This is a genomic window from Marinicella meishanensis (assembly GCF_019931145.1).
Classification (GTDB): Bacteria; Pseudomonadota; Gammaproteobacteria; order Xanthomonadales; family Marinicellaceae; genus Marinicella; species Marinicella meishanensis.
This window is the reverse complement of the sequence record NZ_JAIOUV010000001.1, coordinates 55,540-76,146: the sequence shown is the minus strand read 5'-3', so window position 1 is coordinate 76,146 and position 20,607 is coordinate 55,540. Positions and strand designations below refer to the sequence as shown.

Annotated in this window: 18 protein-coding genes and 3 tRNA genes; 9 read left to right on the top strand and 12 right to left on the bottom strand. The window is 49.4% G+C overall.

The annotated features are described in order from the left end of the window. The first annotated feature begins 138 nt into the window (after window positions 1–138). From K7G70_RS00330 to K7G70_RS00315, 4 genes are all read left to right on the top strand, one after another. Window positions 139–600, top strand: coding sequence for an RNA polymerase sigma factor (locus K7G70_RS00330; RefSeq protein WP_223786595.1), 462 nt, complete (start codon window positions 139–141; stop codon window positions 598–600). Continuing rightward, complete coding sequence (locus tag K7G70_RS00325; RefSeq protein WP_223786594.1) at window positions 597–935, top strand: hypothetical protein; 339 nt, start codon at window positions 597–599, stop codon at window positions 933–935. Before K7G70_RS00330 ends, K7G70_RS00325 begins: the two co-directional genes overlap by 4 nt. A gap of 182 nt (window positions 936–1,117) precedes the next feature. Beyond that, window positions 1,118–1,903: a hypothetical protein gene (locus K7G70_RS00320; protein ID WP_223786593.1), complete on the top strand. Its 786-nt coding sequence runs from the start codon at window positions 1,118–1,120 to the stop codon at window positions 1,901–1,903. Window positions 1,904–2,044: 141 nt separating this feature from the next. Further along, entirely contained in the window at window positions 2,045–4,621 is a 2,577-nt protein-coding gene (locus K7G70_RS00315) for a TolB-like translocation protein (protein ID WP_223786592.1), read from the top strand. 16 nt (window positions 4,622–4,637) lie between these two features. Here K7G70_RS00315 and K7G70_RS00310 read toward each other — a convergent pair whose 3' ends face one another. The 3 genes from K7G70_RS00310 to K7G70_RS00300 all read right to left on the bottom strand — a co-directional run bounded on the left by K7G70_RS00310 (window position 4,638) and on the right by K7G70_RS00300 (window position 8,415). Then, window positions 4,638–6,248, bottom strand: coding sequence for an integrin alpha (locus K7G70_RS00310; RefSeq protein WP_223786591.1), 1,611 nt, complete (start codon window positions 6,246–6,248; stop codon window positions 4,638–4,640). 115 nt (window positions 6,249–6,363) lie between these two features. Continuing rightward, complete coding sequence (locus tag K7G70_RS00305) at window positions 6,364–6,933, bottom strand: CDGSH iron-sulfur domain-containing protein (protein WP_223786590.1); 570 nt, start codon at window positions 6,931–6,933, stop codon at window positions 6,364–6,366. 114 nt (window positions 6,934–7,047) lie between these two features. After that, entirely contained in the window at window positions 7,048–8,415 is a 1,368-nt protein-coding gene (locus tag K7G70_RS00300; RefSeq protein ID WP_223786589.1) for a choice-of-anchor Q domain-containing protein, read from the bottom strand. Window positions 8,416–8,677: 262 nt separating this feature from the next. Here K7G70_RS00300 and K7G70_RS00295 point away from each other — a divergent pair, with 262 nt between their 5' ends. Further along, window positions 8,678–9,940 carry an MgtC/SapB family protein gene (locus tag K7G70_RS00295; protein WP_223786588.1) on the top strand — a complete coding sequence of 421 codons (1,263 nt, stop codon included), beginning with the start codon at window positions 8,678–8,680 and terminating at the stop codon, window positions 9,938–9,940. Window positions 9,941–9,952: 12 nt separating this feature from the next. Here K7G70_RS00295 and K7G70_RS00290 read toward each other — a convergent pair whose 3' ends face one another. Then, window positions 9,953–10,648 carry a helix-turn-helix transcriptional regulator gene (locus K7G70_RS00290; protein WP_223786587.1) on the bottom strand — a complete coding sequence of 232 codons (696 nt, stop codon included), beginning with the start codon at window positions 10,646–10,648 and terminating at the stop codon, window positions 9,953–9,955. 267 nt (window positions 10,649–10,915) lie between these two features. Between K7G70_RS00290 and K7G70_RS00285 the strand changes: the two genes are divergently transcribed. The 3 genes from K7G70_RS00285 to K7G70_RS00275 all read left to right on the top strand — a co-directional run bounded on the left by K7G70_RS00285 (window position 10,916) and on the right by K7G70_RS00275 (window position 14,332). Beyond that, window positions 10,916–11,302, top strand: a complete 387-nt coding sequence (locus K7G70_RS00285) for a VOC family protein (RefSeq protein ID WP_223786586.1) — start codon at window positions 10,916–10,918, stop codon at window positions 11,300–11,302. Window positions 11,303–11,455: 153 nt separating this feature from the next. Then, on the top strand, window positions 11,456–12,553 hold the full coding sequence (locus K7G70_RS00280; protein WP_223786585.1) for a helix-turn-helix domain-containing protein: 1,098 nt from the start codon (window positions 11,456–11,458) through the stop codon (window positions 12,551–12,553). 69 nt (window positions 12,554–12,622) lie between these two features. Next, window positions 12,623–14,332, top strand: a complete 1,710-nt coding sequence (locus K7G70_RS00275; RefSeq protein WP_223786584.1) for a TPR end-of-group domain-containing protein — start codon at window positions 12,623–12,625, stop codon at window positions 14,330–14,332. Window positions 14,333–14,521: 189 nt separating this feature from the next. Here K7G70_RS00275 and K7G70_RS00270 read toward each other — a convergent pair whose 3' ends face one another. The 7 genes from K7G70_RS00270 to K7G70_RS00240 all read right to left on the bottom strand — a co-directional run bounded on the left by K7G70_RS00270 (window position 14,522) and on the right by K7G70_RS00240 (window position 19,889). Next, window positions 14,522–16,111, bottom strand: a complete 1,590-nt coding sequence (locus K7G70_RS00270; RefSeq protein ID WP_223786583.1) for a HEAT repeat domain-containing protein — start codon at window positions 16,109–16,111, stop codon at window positions 14,522–14,524. 67 nt (window positions 16,112–16,178) lie between these two features. Beyond that, entirely contained in the window at window positions 16,179–18,041 is a 1,863-nt protein-coding gene (locus tag K7G70_RS00265; protein WP_223786582.1) for a hypothetical protein, read from the bottom strand. A gap of 21 nt (window positions 18,042–18,062) precedes the next feature. Further along, window positions 18,063–18,195: transfer RNA gene (locus K7G70_RS00260), tRNA-OTHER, on the bottom strand. An 18-nt stretch (window positions 18,196–18,213) separates the two neighbouring features. Continuing rightward, window positions 18,214–18,335, bottom strand: a tRNA-OTHER gene (locus K7G70_RS00255). Window positions 18,336–18,364: 29 nt separating this feature from the next. Then, window positions 18,365–18,477, bottom strand: a tRNA-Arg gene (locus K7G70_RS00250). 368 nt (window positions 18,478–18,845) lie between these two features. Further along, window positions 18,846–19,619: an alpha/beta hydrolase gene (locus K7G70_RS00245; RefSeq protein ID WP_223786581.1), complete on the bottom strand. Its 774-nt coding sequence runs from the start codon at window positions 19,617–19,619 to the stop codon at window positions 18,846–18,848. A gap of 72 nt (window positions 19,620–19,691) precedes the next feature. Beyond that, complete coding sequence (locus tag K7G70_RS00240) at window positions 19,692–19,889, bottom strand: ankyrin repeat domain-containing protein (protein WP_223786580.1); 198 nt, start codon at window positions 19,887–19,889, stop codon at window positions 19,692–19,694. Between K7G70_RS00240 and K7G70_RS00235 the strand changes: the two genes are divergently transcribed. Beyond that, complete coding sequence (locus K7G70_RS00235) at window positions 19,888–20,028, top strand: hypothetical protein (RefSeq protein WP_223786579.1); 141 nt, start codon at window positions 19,888–19,890, stop codon at window positions 20,026–20,028. The two genes, K7G70_RS00240 and K7G70_RS00235, sit on opposite strands and share 2 nt — an antisense overlap. A 237-nt stretch (window positions 20,029–20,265) precedes the next feature. Here K7G70_RS00235 and K7G70_RS00230 read toward each other — a convergent pair whose 3' ends face one another. After that, window positions 20,266–20,460, bottom strand: coding sequence for a hypothetical protein (locus tag K7G70_RS00230; RefSeq protein ID WP_223786578.1), 195 nt, complete (start codon window positions 20,458–20,460; stop codon window positions 20,266–20,268). Between the last annotated feature and the right edge of the window lie 147 nt (window positions 20,461–20,607).

The following is a 20,607-nucleotide window of genomic DNA, read 5'->3' as shown; positions in this document are numbered from 1 at the left end:
ACAAATCAAAACCCAACCACCTTATCACGAATGCAAGGAGAAGGGCAGCTGGTGATTCACCACCCAAAGTAAAAAAACTTCAGCCCTGATGCACAAAAATCCCCCGCCCGACACTCATATGAATAAAAATCTGTAAGTATGAGGATAAAGCAACTGGGGCCACTGTTTCAAAAGCACCAACAGCGATGGTATGTGTGCGCTTTGGCGATCACCAAAAACCGTCAGTTGGCTGAGGATGCGGTGCATGAAGCCTTGTTGGCGGTGGCCGAAACCCCGGCCGAGCCCGACAATTTGGTGGCCTATGTGTATCGCGCCGTGCGCAATCAGGCCCTGCGGTTGCGCCAACAATCCATGCGCCATCAATCCACTTGGACGGAGGTGATTGATTGGCAACAAGCCGATCCGGCTTTGCGCCACCAACAACAAACCGTGTTGCAACTCATGTCACAACTGTCTGAAGCAGAACAGCAGTTGTTGGTCATGAAAGCCATCGGTGGCTTGACCTTCAAAGAAATCGCCCTCAGCAGCAATCAATCCATCAATACCGTGGCTTCGCGTTACCGCCGGGCCATCGAAAAGCTCCAGGAGTCAACACCATGAATCAACCCGAAGACATACTGAAATCACTCTCATTGAAGCCTGCCAGTGCGAGATATCAAACCAAAGCCGATGAATTGTTTGGACAACCAGCCATTGGCTCAATCAACCTCAAACCATTTTGGCAATGGTCCATGGCAGCAGCCTTGTTGCTGTCTTTGACTTTGAATGTGGTGCAGTTCCAACTGCTCGAAGCCACACCTGATCAAGCAGAAAGTGCGGTTGGGCAGCATGAAGATGCACAAAAAAACCCCGGTGGATACTCCATCGTTCAAAGTGATGAATCACCAGACGGTCTTCATCAATCCATCACCATCATTTGGGAGAACAAATCATGAGACACCTCTTCAATTGGATTTTGCTGTGGAACGTTGTTGTGGGAGCTTACGTCCAGGCTGAACAACCAGCCACCATATTTGTAGAAATGGCGCTTTATTTCACACCCAATTCAGATCAGGAAATGATTGAAGAATTGGCAACACACCGCGTATTTCCAGGCCACACTTCAACATACCGTTCAATGAAAAATGAATACATCGATCACCTCAAACCCGGCGGTCCCTGGAATCTAGAAATGTTTTTGAATGAAGAAAACCAATTGCATCTGTTGTTTTACCTCAAGCAAAAAGACGATGCCTTGCTTGATCAAAAGATAGATGTTTCACAGCTTGCAATGTCATCGCATGTACTTTATGACTTCACCGAAGGTCAGATCCGCCTCAATGTGGTGCCCAAATTGAAAGCCGCACAACCCGAGGCCATCGAATTGACCGCTGATAACTTTGGATTGAATCACATGTGCTTCAATCGCTCGGCGGTGATCTATAACGAAACTTATTATTTGGGCGATTACACTGGTTTCGGTGAGCGATTGAAAACAGGCGTACCCGGGCTCAATAATGTGGAATTATCACTCAAACCCCTGAAAGATTGGCAGCCCATAGGCACATACTACAAAGGCACCATTCATGTGGGTTTGGAAGGAGATCATTTACTTAAAATATTGCGAGTGGGCATTGGACCAAGCGGCTTTGAGAACGGTGGACCATTCATCGTTTACGGTAAAATCACACCAGCCAAAAAAACCCAAGAAAAAGCCAGCGAGGATGCCATCGAGAGACTCAAGCGCACCCATGGAAAACCACCCTGGAATCAATATTTGGACCAGTTGATCCAAACCAAACAAGAATCCCCTTACGCAACCACATCTGCCGGCACAATTGGATCTAATTATCGCCCACCCATTCATTTACTGAATGCCATAGGTACGCCCACTTCAGGTCACAAGTGCGGCAGCCTGCGCTGATACAGAGGTTCTGACTGATCAGGCCCCAAACCATGGCTTGGGGCCCATTGGCTGCTGAATTCAGGATGAATTCAGCAGCCTTTCAGGTTTCAGCTCCACCCATTTCCTAGAATGAAGCCTTTCATTTTTTGGGGATTTGTCATGTTAAGAGTGGTGTTCTTTTGGGGTTTGTTGTGGTCAGTTGATCGGGCCACGGCCAATGAGTTGTCCTGGTTGACCGAGCCCAATTTGGATGTGGGCTTGTTGGCCGATCACGGGGCCGAAGATTTGCGGTTGTCCAACACCGGTCGTTACATCAGCTTTGTCAGCAAAGCCAATAACCTGGTGAACAACGATGCGAATCACATTGAGGATTTGTTCATCAGGGATTTGCAAACGGAGACCACCCAATTGGTCTCAGTGAGCCAAAGTGGTCAGCAGGCTTTGTCTGAGGGCATTTATTCGTTTTCACGTCCTTCATTTGATGGTCGCTACGTGGCCTTTGCCAGTCAAGCGACCGAGTATCCTGGCGGCAATGGTGAGGCTTATCAGCTGTACATCAAAGACCTGGTGACTGGCGAACTGTTCAACGAAAGTGGTTTTGGCAGCAATGGCATGGTCGAAATCACCAGCGGTGAACTGTATCTGTCAGATGATGGGCAGGGCGTGATTTTCAGCAGCCGCACAGCCATTGATCCTTTGCACGTCGGCAACAATTCGACCCAAATCTACCGCAAAGATTTGAGCGATGACAGTTACACCTTGTTGAGCACCTCACTGGATGGTGCGGCGGCCGCTGATGGCGACACCCACAATGAACATGTTTCCAGCAGTGGGCGATATGTCTTGATGGTTTCTCGGGCGGATAATTTAAGTGCAGAGGTGATCAATAACAGCGGTGACAACCTGTTCGTGCTGGATCGGTTGAATGACGCCAGAACCCTCATCAATGTCACCCCCGGCGGAGTCAATTCCAGTGACAGTGAGTTTTCTGGCTGGGCTGGGCAAGTCAGCAATCAAGGCACGGTGGTGTTCTCCTCGAGACAAGAAGACCTGGTGGCCGATGACAGCAACAACCGCATCGATGTGTTTTGGTATGACAGTGGCACCATCACCCGCCTCAATGTGGATGACTTGGGCAACCAACTGCTCAATCACAGCAGTTTCAGTGATGTGGCGATCAGTGGCGATGGAACGCGGGTGGCGTTCACCGAATCATCGGATGAGATGTTCCCGAGTTCAACCAATGGTGATTATGATTTGTATGCTTATGACACCGCCACCGGTGTGTTGACCTTGGTGTCGCAGAACGCTTTGGGAGAAAAAGCCAATGGCCACAGTTATGACCCACAATTGGGGGTCTTTGGTGAACAGTTGTTGTTCACCACCGCGGCCACCGACCTGACCTTAACACCCACATTTGGGCCCAATACCTCGATCTTACAGCATGACTTTACCGACGGCTCCATGCAACAAGAACACGTGGCGGCTTTCACCCCAGAAACGGTGATGGATGACATCAACCACGTCAAAATCAGCAGCGACCAGTTGACTGTTTTACTCTCCAGCAAATCCCCCAATTTGGTGCCCGAACCCTTGAATGACACCTTGGATTTGTTTGTGTTGAATCGTGACAACGGCATCATGGATCGACTCGCAGCCAACATCAGCACCTATGAACCGGCCTTGTCGCCTTCAGGGCGCTATGTGTCGTTTCGGACCCAGTATGAACCACCCATGGGCCTGAATTCTTTGGGCAGCTATTTTTTGTACCGTTATGACCGTCAAAACAACGCCTTTTTGCAGATTGCCGAAGGCTTTAACAATCGGGTCAATGACCAAGGGGTGGTGGTGTTCGACACCTTCGAGGACTTGGTGCCCAACGACAGCAATGGTCAACGTGATGTGTATGCTTATAACCCAAACAACGGTCAGGTGGTGCTGATCAGTGAGGACATGGCTGGGCAAGCCGCCGGATCCGAAGAATTTGATTTCAGCGGGCTGGCTGGGGAGTTGTGGGTCACTTACACCTCAGATAACGACCAGATCGTCAACCACGACGGCAATGGCCAAACCGATGTGTTCCTCAGGCAATTGGGTGGTGGTACGGTGCGGATATCTCAAACCATGGGTGGCACCGAAGCCAACGACCAGTCACGCGATCCGGCCATATCAGCCGATGGGCGTTGGGTGGCTTTCATCACCGACGCGGACAACTTGACTGCTGATGACTACAGCGGTGCCAACAACTCGCAGGTGTTGTTGTACGATCGCTTGGCAGGTGACCACACTTTGGTGTCATTGAATCAACAGGGTGTGCCCTTGACCCAAGCCGGCACCTCAGGCATCAGTCAGGTGGCGGTGTCTGATGCCGGCCGTTATGTCGGCTATGTATTCACCGATGTTGATCCAGATGACAACAACAATCGAGGTGGCAGCAACCCTGAATTTGCCGGTGACACCGATGGCAATCGGGATTTGGTGCTGATTGACACGGCGACGCAGCATCGACAGATCGTTTCGCGGATGATTGATGGCACCGAAACCATCGATGAAGTTGAATTGGAAATCCAAATCAGGTCAGATTTGACCAGTGCCTCACCAACCGTCGGCGTGGTGTTCATGGCCGACCATGGCAGCCTCACCGGTCGCTTGGGTCACCCTGGTCATGACGAAGCGTATTTGTATCAACAGCCGATTTGGAATCCTGATGTGATCTTTTTGGATGATTTTGAATGAATGATTAAGCCGGTCATCAAAACTTTGGTGGCTGGTCAAATCCATCTTTAAATATGACGTCAGGGTTTTTGTAGACCAAATTAAATATGGAGCCAGCCAATGGATCCATGTCATTGGATTCATTGCCGGGTTTACCCATGGTCAAAGTCGAGCCTTGTCCATAATTGCCACTGGTCAAAGAAAAGCCGAAGTTGGCGTCCAATTCATCAGACAGGAAATGTTGGGTGTCATTGATGTCCATGCCGCCAGCGGTACCAAAAATCACATGCACAATGCCTCCGGCATTCATGGCGGTGTCCTCAAACGGGGTGCCAATGATGACCTCATCAAAACCATCGTAGTTCAAATCAGCGGCGTGCAAACTCAAGCCAAACACATCACCGGTTTCAGCCACTCCAAACAAAGTGCCATCGTTCTGTGACACGGTTTGATTGCTGGCGACTTGTAATCCACCACTGGAACCCAGGATGGAGTGGACCACGCCGGCATCAACCAAACTCTCAATGTCTTCATAAGCCGCGCTGACGATCAAATCATCAAACCCATCGCCATTGATGTTACCCGTGGTCATGGAAAAGCCAAACAGGTCGTTGACTTCTAAAACCACTCCGAATAAATCATCTTGAGACCAAATTTCATTGTTGAATACCAAACCATTGGATGCGCCATACAGAACTTGTACGATTCCTGCATCAATGACACCGTTGTAATCTTCGTAAGGGACGCCGATGACCAAATCATCATAATCGTCGTTGTTAAAATTACCAGCGACCAAACTGATGCCAAAATAGTCTTGCACTTCAGGAACTCCAGAAAGTGCGCCATTGGCTTGACTGAGGATGTCTCTGTCGGTGTTGCGGATTCCTAATGGATGACCATTGTAAATAACCACCATGCCGGCATCCATCACAGGATTGTTGATGTCATCAAACACCACATCTTGTCGATGCACACTGACCACCAAATCGTCCCAGTCATCATTATTGAAATTACCCACTGTCAAGGCATGTCCAAAGCGGGCTTCGTCTTGTAACAAGTCACCGCTGAACGGGTCATCGATGTCGATGTGAATGTAATCAGAATCTGTTTCAATGCCGCTGCTGCTGCCGTAAAATATATTGATTGCCCCGGCATTCACAAAAGTCGTGTTGTTGGGGTCATTGAAGTCAGTGGTGACGTCCTCATTTTCTGTTCCCACCACCAAATCATCATAGCCATCGCCATCAAAATCACCAACGGCCAATGTGCCACCAAACAAGTCTCCCGGTTCCAGACCATCCGAATCAAGCAGCAAACTTTGGGTCAATTCCACCGATTGACTGGGAATGCCATTGAATGTTCCATACACAACCATCACCATGCCGGTGTCATCTACCCCCACGTTAAAGTCCCATCCTGGAATACCCACTGCCAAGTCGTCTATACCATCTCCATTGAAATCTCCAGTGGCCGATGAAAACCCAAAGAAATCTCCTGGTGCTGTGGCCGATGGTGTGCCAGGTGAATCCAAATCAAGCACATAACTGAGCAATATTTCGGCACCAAAGACAGACGCCTCATTCTCAGCTGACTGACTGTGCTGTAACCCAAACACCCCAGTCCAAATCATCAAAAATACGTTGATCATTGCAATGCTCCATGAAATGACATCGTCACCAAGATATCACACGAGCCATTGGGTTAACCACCAAAATGGCTGAATTAAATTGAATTCCAGCTAATTTGTCGATTCAATCACTGTTTTAAAGCGCATCATGAGAGCCATCACAGAAGGGCTTCATCTTTGAATGACCACAGGTGCACAAGGCGTAGTGTTCTTGAGAAGCGCCATCACCCCAGGTGGTGTTGCGCAACTCGATGGCACCTTCGACTTTAATCGGACTCAAATCATCCACGATCAGCTTGGCTTCGCGCTCAACATCGCGGTGCTCGATGTCATCCAGGGCATAACTCAAAGCGCCCGAAGGGCAAGAGCGCACGATGTTGATCATGGCCCCGACATCGGCCAGGTCCCATTGGTCTGGTTTGCCTTTGGGGCAGTTGCCGGCGTGGCAACAGATGGCGACGTTTTCATACACGGTCAAGCGCGCTTGTTTAAAGGTCAGCCGTTCATCATCGGGGTTGTCGGGCCGGCTGTCATCAAAGCCCACCCGGCTGTGTGAACCATCACAAAAAGGTTTGTTCTCTGATTGTCCACAACGACACAAAAACAAGGGCCCGTCGACCGCTTGGCTTTGCCCATTGCGGTGGATTTCTGTCACCCCTTCCACTTTCAAAGGACCGTTTTTGACAGGATTGATGGATGGTTTCATGCTGGCCTCCTCAGGCTTGAATGCTCACCCAATTAATTTACTACCTGGGTCGTGAAATTAACAGCAATTTCAGGGCAATCGCAAGGTTGAGTGCATTCCACATTAAGCACCAGTTTACTCAAAATCATCCAAGAAAATCAGATCCAAGTTGTATTCCACTGCACCGATGTCACAAACCGCGCTGGCATCGAAATCGCCATCGATCGGGCGTGTGACCAATCTTTGGTCCAACTGCTGGCAAGCATTGGGATTGCCCACATTGACCGGTAAGGGACTGCCTTGATCAACCGCCGGGCTCCAAGGCAAAGGCTCTTGATGCAACAGCACCAAGCTGTTACCGAAGGCCGATTTTGGGGCATTCAACAGCGGGTCGGTGTTCTCCATGTTATTGGCTCCGCTGGGTAAATGACAACTGAAGTCCGAGGTGATGTTGTGTCCGCCGTTGCCATCACCAAAATTGATCACTCCTGAGTTGATTGTGGTGCAATCACTGACCCCTTGATTGGCGATGATGCTGTTGCGCACAAACAGGGTTTCCAGATTGCCATTGAAGTCAAAAAATCCAAGCCCGGCTCCAGCGTTGTTGTTGATCGTGGCGTTGATCAAAGTCAGGCTGCCATTTTGGCTGTAAATGCCGTTGACACAGGTTTGCATGGTGCCATCGGCCAAGATGCCATTTTCAAGCACGCTGGTGTTGAACAGCCGCATTTCTTGGCTGGTATTGTTGTGTCTGATGGTGTTTTTGCTGCAGGAAATCACACTGGCATCCAGGGTGTTGTTGTGCAGGGAGCTGAATTGAATTTGCATGCTGCCTCCTGCGTTGTAAATGGCCAAGCCATCGGCATTGCTGGTGCCTTGCACCAAGGTGTTGAAGGAGATGTCTGATAGGCTGATCAAGCTGTTACTGGCCCGTGAATGAATGCCCGCGCCTTGCTCGGCTCGATTGAACCACATGATCGAATTCAACAGATTAAACTGATTCACCGTGTCGGCCACTTTGATGCCCCCACCCAGTTGGCTGATGTTGGTTCCGGCTGTGGCATCCCCATTGATGATTGACACCGCAAAAAATGTCACGCTGTTGGCATCGGTTACTTCGAACACCCGATCGATGCCATTGGCGCTGATGATCGGTATTTCGGTCACACTGGCGGCCGGAATGCCTGGATTTTCAATGCTGATGGTCAAGTCACTGCTGATGTCCAAATCACCAAAAGCTTGGGTGTCGGTGACGACATCGGTCAAGCTCAAGAAATACACGGCGTTGCGCGGCAAGTATATGGTGTCGGCAGTGAGGTTTTGGTTGGCTTCCATGATGGCCGCTCGCAGGCTGCAATCACCATTGATGTCAGCACAGACACCGTTGCCCAAAGTCAGATCGGTTGTGTCTGCTGTGGTGTTGACAGTGAATTCCAATGCGGATGTTGAACACATCGCACAGACCATCAAACCAGCGGCCAATAGACGAATTTTGTTGGTCATTTTGCCCACCCAAATGAAATTCAGTGTGCCCCAGTGTATATCAGATGGTTGGTCGATCGTTAATGCACGCGTCACATTTTGACCCATTGGCAGGTTCGCAGCATGTCATTTTGGTCTGATGCAAGCAGGGGTGTAGCCTGCTGGATTCAACCCTTGATGCCCATTGACCCAAGCAGAATATCCGCCAATTGGGCATGAATTTGACGCCACAGATCATCCCCCTTTGCTAAACTGCAGGATCGTTATTTGTCATCATGCACCCATGTTTCAGCAATTCAGCCCCTTTTTGACAGCCCTGGTGATCGGTTTGCTGATCGGTGTTGAACGTGAACGCTCACAAAGCAAAAAAGGCCTGCGCTCGGTGCTGGGCGCCAGAACTTTGCCTTTGATTGGTTTGTTGGGTGCTTTGACAGCTGCCATCAACCAAACCATTCTGCTGGTCATCATCAGCGTCTTTGTGTGCCTGATTGTGTTGCTCAACGATGTGCGGTGGGATGCGGCCGATCGGACCTTGTCGGTGGCGGGCACCTCGGCCATGGCCGCCATCATCACTTTTGTGCTTGGCTACATGGCCCATGACAATGGACAACTGGCGGTGATCTTGGGGGTGGTGGTGTTTGGTGTGTTGGCCATCAGGAACCGCTTGCGAGAATTCGTCAGAACGGGGATATCAAGACAGGAAATGTCGGCCGCGGTGACCTTCTTGATCAGTGCCTTTGTCATTTTACCCTTGTTGCCCAATGACTACATCGACCCATGGGGACTGATCCACCCCACCCGAATTTGGTTGTTGTTTGTGTTGATTGCTGGCGTCCAGTTTTTCAGTTACATCGCATTGCGCCAAATGGGACAAAAATGGGGCCTCTTGCTCACCGGATTTTTGGGTGGTTTCGTCTCAGCCACCGCCACCACTTTGGGCTTGGCCATCAAATCCAAAACCCAGTCAACTGGGGTGATGTTGTCGGTGGGGGCTTTGGTGTTGGCAGAGGTGTCTTCCTTGCTTATCCAGATCATGGTGGTGGCCATCATTGCCGATCAAATCACCTGGCAACTGACTTTGTTGTTAGGAATCCCCGCGGCGGTGGGTATCCTCATTGCCTTGACCTTGATGCTGGTTAGTCGCAACCCCAGCGATGCAGAGGACGTGCCCTTGTCTGTGGACAACCCCATTTCCCTGAAAAGCACCTTGACCTTTGCGGCGTTGATTTCTTTGGGATTGATTGTGATTGCTTTGGCGGCCAGGATACTCGGTTCGGTGGGTGTCATGATCACGTCAGCTTTGGGTGGTTTTGCCAGTTTGCGGGTGGTTACTTTTTCGGTCACCGAATTATTCAACGTAGGTGAAATACTGATGCCGGTGGCTGCATTGGCCATATTACTGGCCATGACCACCAACATCATCATGAAGCTGATCATCATCGCCCGCGTCGGATCAATGCGTTTGTTTTATGCCTCCACCCTGGCTTTCGGGATGATCCTGCTCAGTGGCTATGGCTATTATTATCTGATATTCGCCCAACACTGAGTGCTGGTTGGTTCACGCCCGATCATGACATTCTTTAACCAAAGCCAAATAAGCGGCCAAATTCTTGTCTGCCTCATCGGCAAAAACGTCACCATTGGCGGTTAACTTTTGCATCCGATCCAAACGAAAATTGCGGAAATCCTGGCGCAATTCACACCAGGTGGTGAGCAGCCACACTGGATTGAAAAACAACAAGGCCAGTGGCCGCACGGTGCGGTTGGTGTGTTGTCCCCGTTCATCGGCATAGGCCAAATCAATTTTTTGCCCCTTGCGGATGTGCTCCCGCAAGTCAGAAAAATTCACCGACCACGGCACCGCAGGGCGGTTGGGTACGGCATAGGTGGTGATTTGTTGCAGCTCGCCTTGCAGACTGGCCGGCAGCACCGCTTGCACCTTGTCCAGGGCACTGTTGGCTTTGTCGGCAAAGCGTTGATCGGTCCATTGGCGCACCATGCTGATGCCCAGGGCGATGGCTTCCAATTCATCGGCATCAAAGGCGATGGGTGGCATGAAATACTGTTTGTCGATGGTGTATCCGACGCCAGCCTCGCCCCGGATCGGCACCCCCGAATCCATCAGGCATTGGATGTCCCGGTACACCGTGCGTTGACAAATCGAAAAGTGTTCCGCCACTTGTCTGGCGGTCACGGCTTGGCGATGCTGACGCAAAAAATGGGTGATTTTCATCAAGCGATCGGCACGTCTCATGGTTTAACCTTTGGGTTCATTCCTGTCACATTCATTTGGGTTCTGGTTGATTCAAATCTTAATAAAAAAATATTCGTCATTACCCGGCTTGACCGGGAAATCCACAGTGCAGCGAATTGGAACGGGCTTGAAAATTCTGGTCATTAAACGCATTCCTGATGGCATCTTGAGCACTTGAGTATAGTGTAGCAAAACACTGCTGACACCATGCTGTCAGCAGACCCTTGTTACAGTGGCATTTCTTTTCACAACACAGGAGAAATCAACATGATTGGATACGTCACCATGGGCACCAATGACTTGCCCCGCGCCACCGCTTACTATGATGCATTGTTCAAATCGATCGGGGTCGGTCGATTTTTGGAAGAAGACAATTATTTTGTGGCCTGGTCGCCTGGGCAGAATGCCCCAGGCGTCTCGGTCACCATCCCATTCAATCAAGAAGCAGCCACCGTAGGCAATGGCAACATGGTCGCCTTGTACTTGGAAACCCCTGAACAAGTGGATGCCTTTTATCAGAAAGCCCTGGAGTTGGGCGGTACCGATGAAGGCCAACCCGGATTTCGTCCACCCGAAGCCAACAAGGGCTTCTACGCCGGTTACTTTCGTGATCTGGATGGCAACAAACTCAACGCCTTTTGCATGGTTGAATAAACCTGATTGCCCATTAAATGATTGATTGATGCGGTCAAAATTTCGGTATGTCACCGTCAATTCTGGCCGCATTGATTTTCACTTAAGGGCTTGTCATCAACGCTTTCAACCCATAAGATTTGTTGCATAACTGATTGAACACAGGGTTGCTGAATGACACATATCATCCTTTACTTGGGCATCATACAAGGACTGTTTTTGTTGCTGGCCCTGTCTTTGATGCAACACAAAAAGGACACCCTCATATCACTCAATTTGTTGATTGCCTGTTCTGTGCTGATCCTCTTTGCTGATTTGTTGTCAATCAATCACCCCAACCTCAAATTGAAGCTGTATCGGATGGAAGAAACCATTCCATTGTTGTTTGGTCCTTTGATGTTGGCGCATTACCGGTCCATTTTTATCAGCAACAATGTGTTTAAACAATGGTCTACATACGGACACTTTTTACCCTTCGTGGCGTTTGTCTTGATTTACCTGTCATTTTATTTGCAACCAATGGAACTCAAATCTGCCTACATAACGGCCAGAAGAACCAACGGTATCCCTGCCTCTGTGGCCTTATTTGCTGGATTTAAAGGTGTGCATTATTTGGTCTACATGCTTTACATACTGCATGACCTCAAACATCAGAAAAAGCGCTCTGACTTGAATCAGGAAGCCATCCACAACTTGCATGGGTTGTCGGCCATTTTGTGGTTCAAGGTGATGGTTCTGGTATTGGTGTATGGCGTGTTCATTCTGCAAGTCATGGGTTTTCGGGTCTTTTTAGATTCGGACCGGCTCGGCTCATTGGTGCTGTCATTCATCATGTATTTGTATGCGTTGGTGATGTTTGTCAAACCCAAGGTGCTGTTGCCTCAGCTCAAGGCCCAAAAGTACCTCACCTCTGGGCTGACTGCAACGGATAAACAGCGAATATTTGCCAAATTTGAGGCGACCCTCAATCACAATAAACTGTTTACAGACCCCGACCTCACACTGCAAAAATTGGCATCCTTATTGGAAGTCAAACCAAATCAGCTGTCTCAAGTGATCAATGAAATATCAGGAGACAATTTCTACAATTTCATCAATGCATTGAGAATCAAAGAGGCCTGCCAGATGATGTTGACCTCTGAGAAGTCAATGTTGTCAATCTCGATGGATTGTGGTTTCAACAGCAAGTCAGCCTTTTACCGGGCTTTTCGAAAAGTCATGGGCTCGTCACCCAGCCAATTCAAAAATTCGCAAAAAAAAGTGACCTCCTAAACCCAGGAAGTCGATCTGTTCTACCGCATGGTGTTCAATTTGTTGTTTTCAAACAAGTGAGGAATACCCATGAAAAAACCATTCAATGACTTGGCGTTGATCGTCATGCTGGCCTGGCTGTCCGGAACTGGTTTCGCCAAAGCCACCCTGCTGGAAACAGCCGAACAGGCCTATTTCAATGAAAACTGGCCAGCAGCGATCAATGCATATGAAGTGTTAACACAGGCCAGTCCGTATCATGGCGACTTTTTCTACAGGCTTGGTCGAGCCTATTTTTATAGTGACGATTTGGCCAACGCCCAAATCAATTTTCAACGGGCATTGCAATACGGCATCTCAAGCAACAGTGGTCACGCGCATTATTACTTGGCCAAAATTGCCGCCAAACAAGATGACAAAAGCATGGCCTATCTGCATTTGTCCCAAGGCATCGATCTGTCACCCAATTACATCAATATCGCTTTACAAGACCCCATCTTTGCCCAATTACGCCCACAAAAACAGTTCGCCGAAATGTTGGGGATTGATCAAGCAACAACCAAAGACCCAGTCAGTGGCTGGCGAAATGATCTGTTGTTTTTAAAAAATCGATTTGAGCGATCTCATCACGATCTGTTTCACCACACCACAGAAGCTGAATGGAACCAAAAGATCAAAACCTTGTATGACCAAATCCCTGGAAAGTCGTTGTCTGAGGTTTTGCTTGAATTCCAAAAAATCGGTGCACTGGCGATGGACAGTCATTCATATGCTACCCCTTTGTTCGGTATGAAATTGGAACACCCTTATCACATGCTGCCACTGGAGTTTTATTTCTTTGGAGATGATTTATTTATTCGCGCTGCTCACCCCAAGTACCATAATTTGGTTGGTCATAAAGTGGTGAAAGTCGGTGACAAGAATGTGGCCGCTGTGGCAGAAATTTTTCGGTCAGAGCCATTGGTTGGCCTGGACAATGCCTTCCAGTTTAAGTGGCAATTGCCATGGTTTTTGCGGGTACCGGAAGTGCTGCACGGGGTGGGTGTGACGCCTGCTGTTGATCGGGTGGCCTTGACGGTTGAGGATGAGTCAAACCAAATCAAAGAGGTCACGATTGAAGCACAGGAGCCCTTGGACATGATGAATTTGATGTCCAGTGTGGCAGCTGACGACTGGGTGCACATGAATGCTCAGGCCAAAAATCCCAAGCCACTGTTTTTAAAACACCCCGAGCAAACTTTTTGGAAAACCCATTTAGATAAAGACCAAATCATGTACATGCAAATCAACAACATGCGTGATCAAGCCGATCAGACTTTGGCACAATTCACCGAGGCGTTTTTGGCCGATGCCCAACAACTCGAGGCCCAAGCTGTGGTCATTGATGTCAGGCTCAACAATGGCGGTAATGCCAATGTGGCCAGAAACTTGGTCAAAAATCTGTTGAAGTCACCATACAACCGGCCCAACCGCTTATTCATCATCATCGGCAGAAATACGTTCTCTGCCACCATGCCGCCTATTGCAGCATTGGATAAATGGTCTGATGCCATATTTGTTGGTGAGCCGACTGGCACCCGACCGAATTTCATAGCCGAAGGCAACATGTTCAGGTTACCTTATTCTGGGGTGGTGGCCAGTGTCTCCAACAATTACTGGCAAGGCGGATTCAATTCGCAAGACAGCCGCTTATGGATCGCTCCGGAGCTGGGTGCTGAGCCCAATGCTCTGGATTTTCAAAACAACATCGATCCAGCCATGCAGCGGATACAACACCATTTATCTTCCATGAAGCATTGAGCTTGCCAAATCCATGGTCATGAACCACATGCCAGCCTATAGAACCAGGGTTTTACTTCCGTGATCTGGATGGCCACAATCTCAACGGCCTTTGTATGGTTGAGTAATCCCTAAAGGGCAAGCCCCCACGCTGATTTGGCATGGGGGTTTGGCCAATTGCCAGTTTTGAATGGCAGTGCCTCTGACCACTCAACCCAATGAGCGCAACAAGCGATCCATACCCGGATGATAATCAGGGATCTTGTGGTTGAGTTTGTCCCAAACGTCCATCACCTCTTGCCAGGTTTCCTTGTTGTGGATAAACCATGGCATGGTGCCAAATTTCTCAAACCAGTGGTCATAATAAACGGCGGCAAAGTCGGCGAGGTCTGGGTCTTCATCCAAGATGAATATCAATATGTATTTCAAGGCTTCTAACCCACCCAGCGAGTGCAAGACTTTAAAGGCTTCTTTGCGGCTGCCTGATGAGCCTTGTTCACTGACCGCAATCAACGCATCCAGGTCTTTGGGTGGGTGTTCAATCAAGATGGCTGAACACAGCTTTCTGACTTTGCCCACATCCTTCAAGCCATTGATCAAACGGGCTTCCATGCCTGTTGCATTGATTTGCTGTAAAGCCAGCAAGGCGGCGGCCCTGATTTTACTTCTGCTGTCAGACAAATATCCTGTCAACAATTTGCTGTCATCAATGGTCCCAGTTTCTCCCAGTCCGGCGATGATGCCAACTGTGATGGGTTGTTCACTGTGCAGCCGCTGGCGGTAAAGGGCCGCAAGATCATTGTTATCCGCAAACACGCCAATGTGTTTGAGAGCAAACCGGGCGCTTTCTCTGATCGAACGACACCCATCAAAAACCGCCAGTTTGAGCACATCGGTGTAATCTGGCCAATGGTTCTCAGGTATCCGCCTGAGCGCAGCGATTCTGACCCGCGTGGCTTTGTCCTTGAGCAGCTTTTTGATGCGGGGCACAAACAAGGCATCTTGGGGTAATTTTCGAGCGCCCCATTGCCTGATTTCTGGGGCCGGGTCTTGCAAGGCGACGCCAATCAACTCACTCAGTCGATTGATGTTTTGGGGCATGTGTTTCAGACAAAACAACCGTTCATGGTATGGTCCGGCAATCAAGATGTCCAACAACGCCCCCCTGTGTTCTGTACGGCCCATATGTGCAGTCACCTGTTGGGTGACGTGCGTCAGGTCATGTCGGGTTGATCTGGCCAACCAGGCAAATAAGTCATGTCGTCTGGTCAATTGTTGTAATGACAGCGCAGGCAAGCATTGCAGGAACATGTCCCGGGCGATTTTTTGGACTTGGGGCACCCAATCATTCAGCCGCATCAAGATGTATGGCAAGGCATTGTCTGACTGGCATTGCTTGAGTCGCTGCAGGGCCGCTTCACGAATGAAACCGTCGCGATGCAAAGTCATCAGGCCAAACAAATGGGCTGCTTGGTCGGCTGGAAATCCCGTCAATTTATGCAGCGATTGTTTGGCATCAAACTCATAACTGAAGTGACAGCCATGATACAGCCTCAGCCAATCCACCGGTTTTGTTTGGTCATCCAATAAGGTGGCGATGGTCTGTGCGGCGGCTGACCGAATGGCCTTGTTTTTGGTGTCAGAGACATACCTCATTAAATGTGGCACATCGGTGGGTTGGCCATGTAAACCAATGTACTCAAGGGCCTTGATTTTGTCCTTCACCAATTGGTCAGACATGTACCATTTGTTTTGCTGCAAAATCTCTGCCTGTGTTTTGAATCGTTGGTAAAAATCCATTTCATTCCTCTGTGTTTTGTCACAATTTATATAAAAACCAAGGTGCGACAGATGCCGCACCTTGGTCTCAATCACCCATCAACAGCTTCAAAAAGGTGGTTTTGTCCAAGGCTTCTGGGGACAAATCCACACAGTCCTCACCGGATAATTCAGAGAAGACTTTGGCACCAGCTTGGGTCAAAATGTCGCGAAAATCGATCGAGCTTAAGGTCACACCCACCAGGTATTTCCTGATGTGTGTGGCGTTGCTGCTGGCGCGAGAAGTGATGGCATTGCCGACACTGCTGTTGCTGAAATACACTCGATTTTCGCCATCCACTTGGGTCACCAAACCAATGACATTTTGTCTTTTGTCAATTTTGATGGTTGCCGAAGCCACCAAGTTATTGACATCAACCACATGGTTTTTGCCAAAGTTTTTGGGCTGTTCCTGGGCCACCAATATTTTGCAATCGACCTCATCTGACTGCGTGAAATTATAATAATTCACGGTCAAAATTCTGGGTTCCTGAGGACCTTGTTTCAGGTAAAACAGCTCAGTTGCTCCCAACGGCGCCGGCGCACTGGTCACATCACCGGAAAACAACACCTGGTTGTCACCGGATCGGTAACCCGCATCCCAACCGATTTTTCCGGATTCACCAATCACGGCCAAATCCAAATCCACCGTTTTTTGGGTGTTCTGCCAATGGATGCCGACAATGATGTCTTCCGGCACCACCACATAACTGCCTGTGGGCAAGTGACCGGTGAACTGTTTTTCAGTCGCTGGCAAGGCATAAAATACATTGTCCGGAATGAAAAACTGTTGGCCATTCACTTGGGCTTTGAGGTCCTCGATGACGGCTGCAATGACGCGGTCATAAGCACCTTGGGTCACTTGATCATGGGCCGATGACCAACTGAAATCAGTGGCCCAGCCGCGGCCGTTACGCACTTTATACAGAATTGATTGTTGGTAGTTCAATCGATATTTCAGGGCGTAAGCCAAACGGATTTTTTTGAACACATTGGCGGTTTTTAATTGCGCCGCCAATTCATTGAAATCCAATTGCTGATTTTTGATCATGGCAGTGACCTGACCCAGGTAGTCAACCGGTAAGGGCACGTGCATGGCATCAGCATCCCTGCGCAACTGATTAAAAACCGATTTATTCTTACTGGCTTTTTTCATGGCCAAAAACAAGGGTTTGAAACGGAAGAAAATGGACGCCAGGTTGGCAGGCGCGTCTTTCATCAACAAATCCAAAAACTTGCCATTGGCTTGTTCCATTTGCTTGATCAAGGCTTCATTTTTTATCAGCAATGACTGATCGGTTAACTTGCTGACCACATAACGCAAGAATGCCACTGGCTCATCCGGCACGATGTCATAATGGTCATTCAACAAGGCCACCAGTTCTCGGTTCTTGATTTGCTTGATGAAGTCACTGTCATACGCGTTGCCTTCGACGATGCTCATGATGTCTGCCAATGATTGCGCCGACAAAGCGATGCCTGAGCTCAGTTTGATGATCCCAGCCAATATCTCATCCGCCGTCATGGCCTTGACCACAGTGATCGGCAAGTCCTTGGTCAGGACAGGCACGTTCAACAATTCATTGGGAATGTAAATGGTGTGGTCATCATAGATTCCATCATACTGAAAACCGTAAGTGGTCAAGTAGTGCAGCACTTGCTGTTTCACCAACACTGCCATATCAGCTGCTTCAATGGTTTTCCAAGACTTGTGAAATGCCGCATTGGCTTGTTCACCCGATAAACCGATGACCGCATCGATGGCGGCCAACAATTGATGGGTGGGATTGATCGCACCATCCAACACGTATCCCTGTTTGATGAATCGTTCTTCGGTATTCAGTAGTGTGCCGCCCTTGGTTTGGTTGTCAACTTGAACCGCTTTGAATAATCTTAATGTGGCTTGTTCCATGGTCATTCTCCTTGTTAAATATGGCGGGGAAGGCAGGATTCGAACCTGCGACCCATGAAGTAGGAATTTTTTAGGAACCCTTGGTGCTTCAGTTTATAACAACTGATGGCGAAGGGTAAAAAAGTTCACGGCTCTACCACTGAGCTACTTCCCCATAATTTGGATGTTGAATTGGCAGGGAAGGCAGGACTCGAACCTGCGACATCCGGAATCTGGAAAATTTTAAAGGAACCCTGTTTGCTTCCCAGCGGAGGGTAAAAATAATCCGGCGCTCTACCACTGAACTACTTCCCTATTTGCTACTTCATTCATCTTTTATCATTTGGCGAGGAAGGCAGGATTCGAACCTGCGACCTGTGCGTTCGAAGCGAAATCAGGAACCCCATGTGCCGCCTGGCGAAGGGTAATCACTGCTCTACCACTGAGCTACTTCCTCACATTTTTTGCGGGCATAAAAAAAGCCCTTCGGGGACAACCTCAGGGCTTATAAAATCTGGTTTCCTGAAAGGTCATCCACGGCCTTTCAGAATTTTGAAAGGCGTTGTTACTGCTTGCTCCACAACGGATGCATGCGCAGCTGGGCGTCGGTTCCACGCCGCTGAACAGTTTGTTTGGCATTGTCAAAAATCACATTGGGCATTTTTGTTCCGTTGTTTTCAGTTGCGGCCTGATCAGCCGAAAATTCAAGGGGGGAGGGATGTTAACAACCGCCACAAATCGTGTCAATCAAAAATTAACAAAATATTAACAAATGGCCAGGTCTCAGATCTGGCCTTACTCAGCCGACTTTAAGTCATTGGGGGCTCATTGCAGTCCTTTGAGCCACTGTTCAACGGTGTCTCGGGCGGCTTGCATGTCATGCTTGGAGCGGGCATCCACCAACATCGATGAGCCATGCACCGCATTGGCGATGACATGAAACTCGGCGCCGGCAGCGACCAGGATGTCTCGCTGTTCCTGGGAAGAGGCCAGTTCCATTTCTTTTTCCGGTCGAAAAACAATCACCGGGGCTTGCACTTGGTCAACCCACATCCGGGCCCGACAATCCACCATGGGGCCACCGGCAGCCGGTGAAAAAGCGGCCACGCCAGCGATCCGTTGGGGATTGTCTGCGGCCAATTTAAAGACCAATGAAGCGGTGTAGGAACTGCCCCAAACGACTACTTTTTCGGCCAAATCTTGCTGAACCACATAATCCAAAGCAGCCTGCAAATCGGGGCTGACATCACAATAAGATATTTTTTCTGTCGAGTTCAGCGCACTGGCTGTGCGGTTGTCGTGATCAAAGCGGGCTTTGCCTGATCTCAGGTCCCAGGCAATGGCGCGGAAGCCAGCGGCCTGTAACCAGGGAATGAGGTCGCCATATTCGCCACGACCATTGGAACCGGCTTGGTGGAACAACAGGATCAACGGTGCTTTGGCATCCAATGTCCCGAAGTATTGTTCACCGAAAACCCGCACCCCATCGTTGGCGGTGGTCTCCACTTCTTGTGATTGGGTGGCGTGGGCGGCGGCGGGCGAACCGGCCACAGCCAACGAGTGAAAGCTGAATAACAAAAAGCAGAAAACCATGCGCATGAGTAACTCCGATCCGATAGCAGAATGCATTGGACCCCGTCAGGCCAGTCAGGGTTCCCCAAACTGGGGGCTTCAATCCGTTTGTTTCAGCCGGTGGGCCAAGATCATGAAAAATTCCATGATGGGCAAGGCACCCTGTTTACGTTGTTCGTTGGCCAAATCATAGGGACTCAAACCCGCGGCGTTTTTGGCGTTGGGATTGCCGCCGGCTTGCAGCAACAGGCGCACGATCTCTTCCTGATCATCACCGGGGCGCCACGAAGTGGTCATGTCCCCGCTGGGCCAGGTTTGTCCGGAACAAAAATACAGTGCACTGTTCATGCGTTTGTCCTGGATATTGGTCGATGGGGATTTGGGTCAGTTGTTGTGGGACATTGCCATCGCTGAGCCAAATTTGTTCGGTGCCTGAGCGTTCGGACCAAAATGCAATCAGCGAGCCAATGGGTTGATATAGGGCATGATCCTCACCCAAGTTGGTTCGCTCCCATGCTGGGTAAGTCGCGCTGTGTGCCGCTTCGTGGTCGTCTACAGTCATGTGGGCCACATCACTGTCATGCGGCCCTTTGATCATCAACAAACGGTTACCTGCTGGGTGAAAAACAGGTCGGCCCACCCGCTCGGCCAGGGGCACATTGTTTTGGGTTACTTACCCGGTATAACTCAGGGTGAACAGCTGTCGTCCGGTGCTGAAAATCAAGCGATCATGCAATGGGTCAAAACTCGGGCGAATGATTCGAAAAGGCGCCATGTCCGGGGGGCGTTGAATGGGATGGCTGGAGCGCAAATGGCCGTCCGGCGAGTAGGTGGCATCGAGTTCTTTGTCGTCAGTTGCCGTCAACAAGCGCATGGCACCCTAGTTGTTTTAGAAGGTGTGTAAAGCGCTGTTGCATAAATCCATTCTGTAGTTGTACCAAACACGATAAAAAACTAACCGGTTGCTATCTGGTATTGTGATAAATTGTCCGACTTTAATCTATCACTAAACTGA

What these genes read in the sequence shown, in the direction of transcription:
- K7G70_RS00330 (WP_223786595.1), top strand. Translation starts at nt 139, where the DNA reads ATGAGGATAAAGCAACTGGGGCCACTGTTTCAAAAGCACCAACAGCGA.
- K7G70_RS00275 (WP_223786584.1), top strand. Translation starts at nt 12,623, where the DNA reads ATGAAAAAACCATTCAATGACTTGGCGTTGATCGTCATGCTGGCCTGG.
- K7G70_RS00235 (WP_223786579.1), top strand. Translation starts at nt 19,888, where the DNA reads ATGTCCCCGCTGGGCCAGGTTTGTCCGGAACAAAAATACAGTGCACTG.
- K7G70_RS00280 (WP_223786585.1), top strand. Translation starts at nt 11,456, where the DNA reads ATGACACATATCATCCTTTACTTGGGCATCATACAAGGACTGTTTTTG.
- K7G70_RS00285 (WP_223786586.1), top strand. Translation starts at nt 10,916, where the DNA reads ATGATTGGATACGTCACCATGGGCACCAATGACTTGCCCCGCGCCACC.
- K7G70_RS00320 (WP_223786593.1), top strand. Translation starts at nt 1,118, where the DNA reads ATGAAAAATGAATACATCGATCACCTCAAACCCGGCGGTCCCTGGAAT.
- K7G70_RS00265 (WP_223786582.1), bottom strand. Translation starts at nt 18,041, where the DNA reads ATGGAACAAGCCACATTAAGATTATTCAAAGCGGTTCAAGTTGACAAC.
- K7G70_RS00290 (WP_223786587.1), bottom strand. Translation starts at nt 10,648, where the DNA reads ATGAGACGTGCCGATCGCTTGATGAAAATCACCCATTTTTTGCGTCAG.
- K7G70_RS00310 (WP_223786591.1), bottom strand. Translation starts at nt 6,248, where the DNA reads ATGATCAACGTATTTTTGATGATTTGGACTGGGGTGTTTGGGTTACAG.
- K7G70_RS00325 (WP_223786594.1), top strand. Translation starts at nt 597, where the DNA reads ATGAATCAACCCGAAGACATACTGAAATCACTCTCATTGAAGCCTGCC.
- K7G70_RS00270 (WP_223786583.1), bottom strand. Translation starts at nt 16,111, where the DNA reads ATGGATTTTTACCAACGATTCAAAACACAGGCAGAGATTTTGCAGCAA.
- K7G70_RS00240 (WP_223786580.1), bottom strand. Translation starts at nt 19,889, where the DNA reads ATGACCACTTCGTGGCGCCCCGGTGATGATCAGGAAGAGATCGTGCGC.
- K7G70_RS00315 (WP_223786592.1), top strand. Translation starts at nt 2,045, where the DNA reads ATGTTAAGAGTGGTGTTCTTTTGGGGTTTGTTGTGGTCAGTTGATCGG.
- K7G70_RS00305 (WP_223786590.1), bottom strand. Translation starts at nt 6,933, where the DNA reads ATGAAACCATCCATCAATCCTGTCAAAAACGGTCCTTTGAAAGTGGAA.
- K7G70_RS00300 (WP_223786589.1), bottom strand. Translation starts at nt 8,415, where the DNA reads ATGACCAACAAAATTCGTCTATTGGCCGCTGGTTTGATGGTCTGTGCG.
- K7G70_RS00295 (WP_223786588.1), top strand. Translation starts at nt 8,678, where the DNA reads ATGTTTCAGCAATTCAGCCCCTTTTTGACAGCCCTGGTGATCGGTTTG.
- K7G70_RS00245 (WP_223786581.1), bottom strand. Translation starts at nt 19,619, where the DNA reads ATGCGCATGGTTTTCTGCTTTTTGTTATTCAGCTTTCACTCGTTGGCT.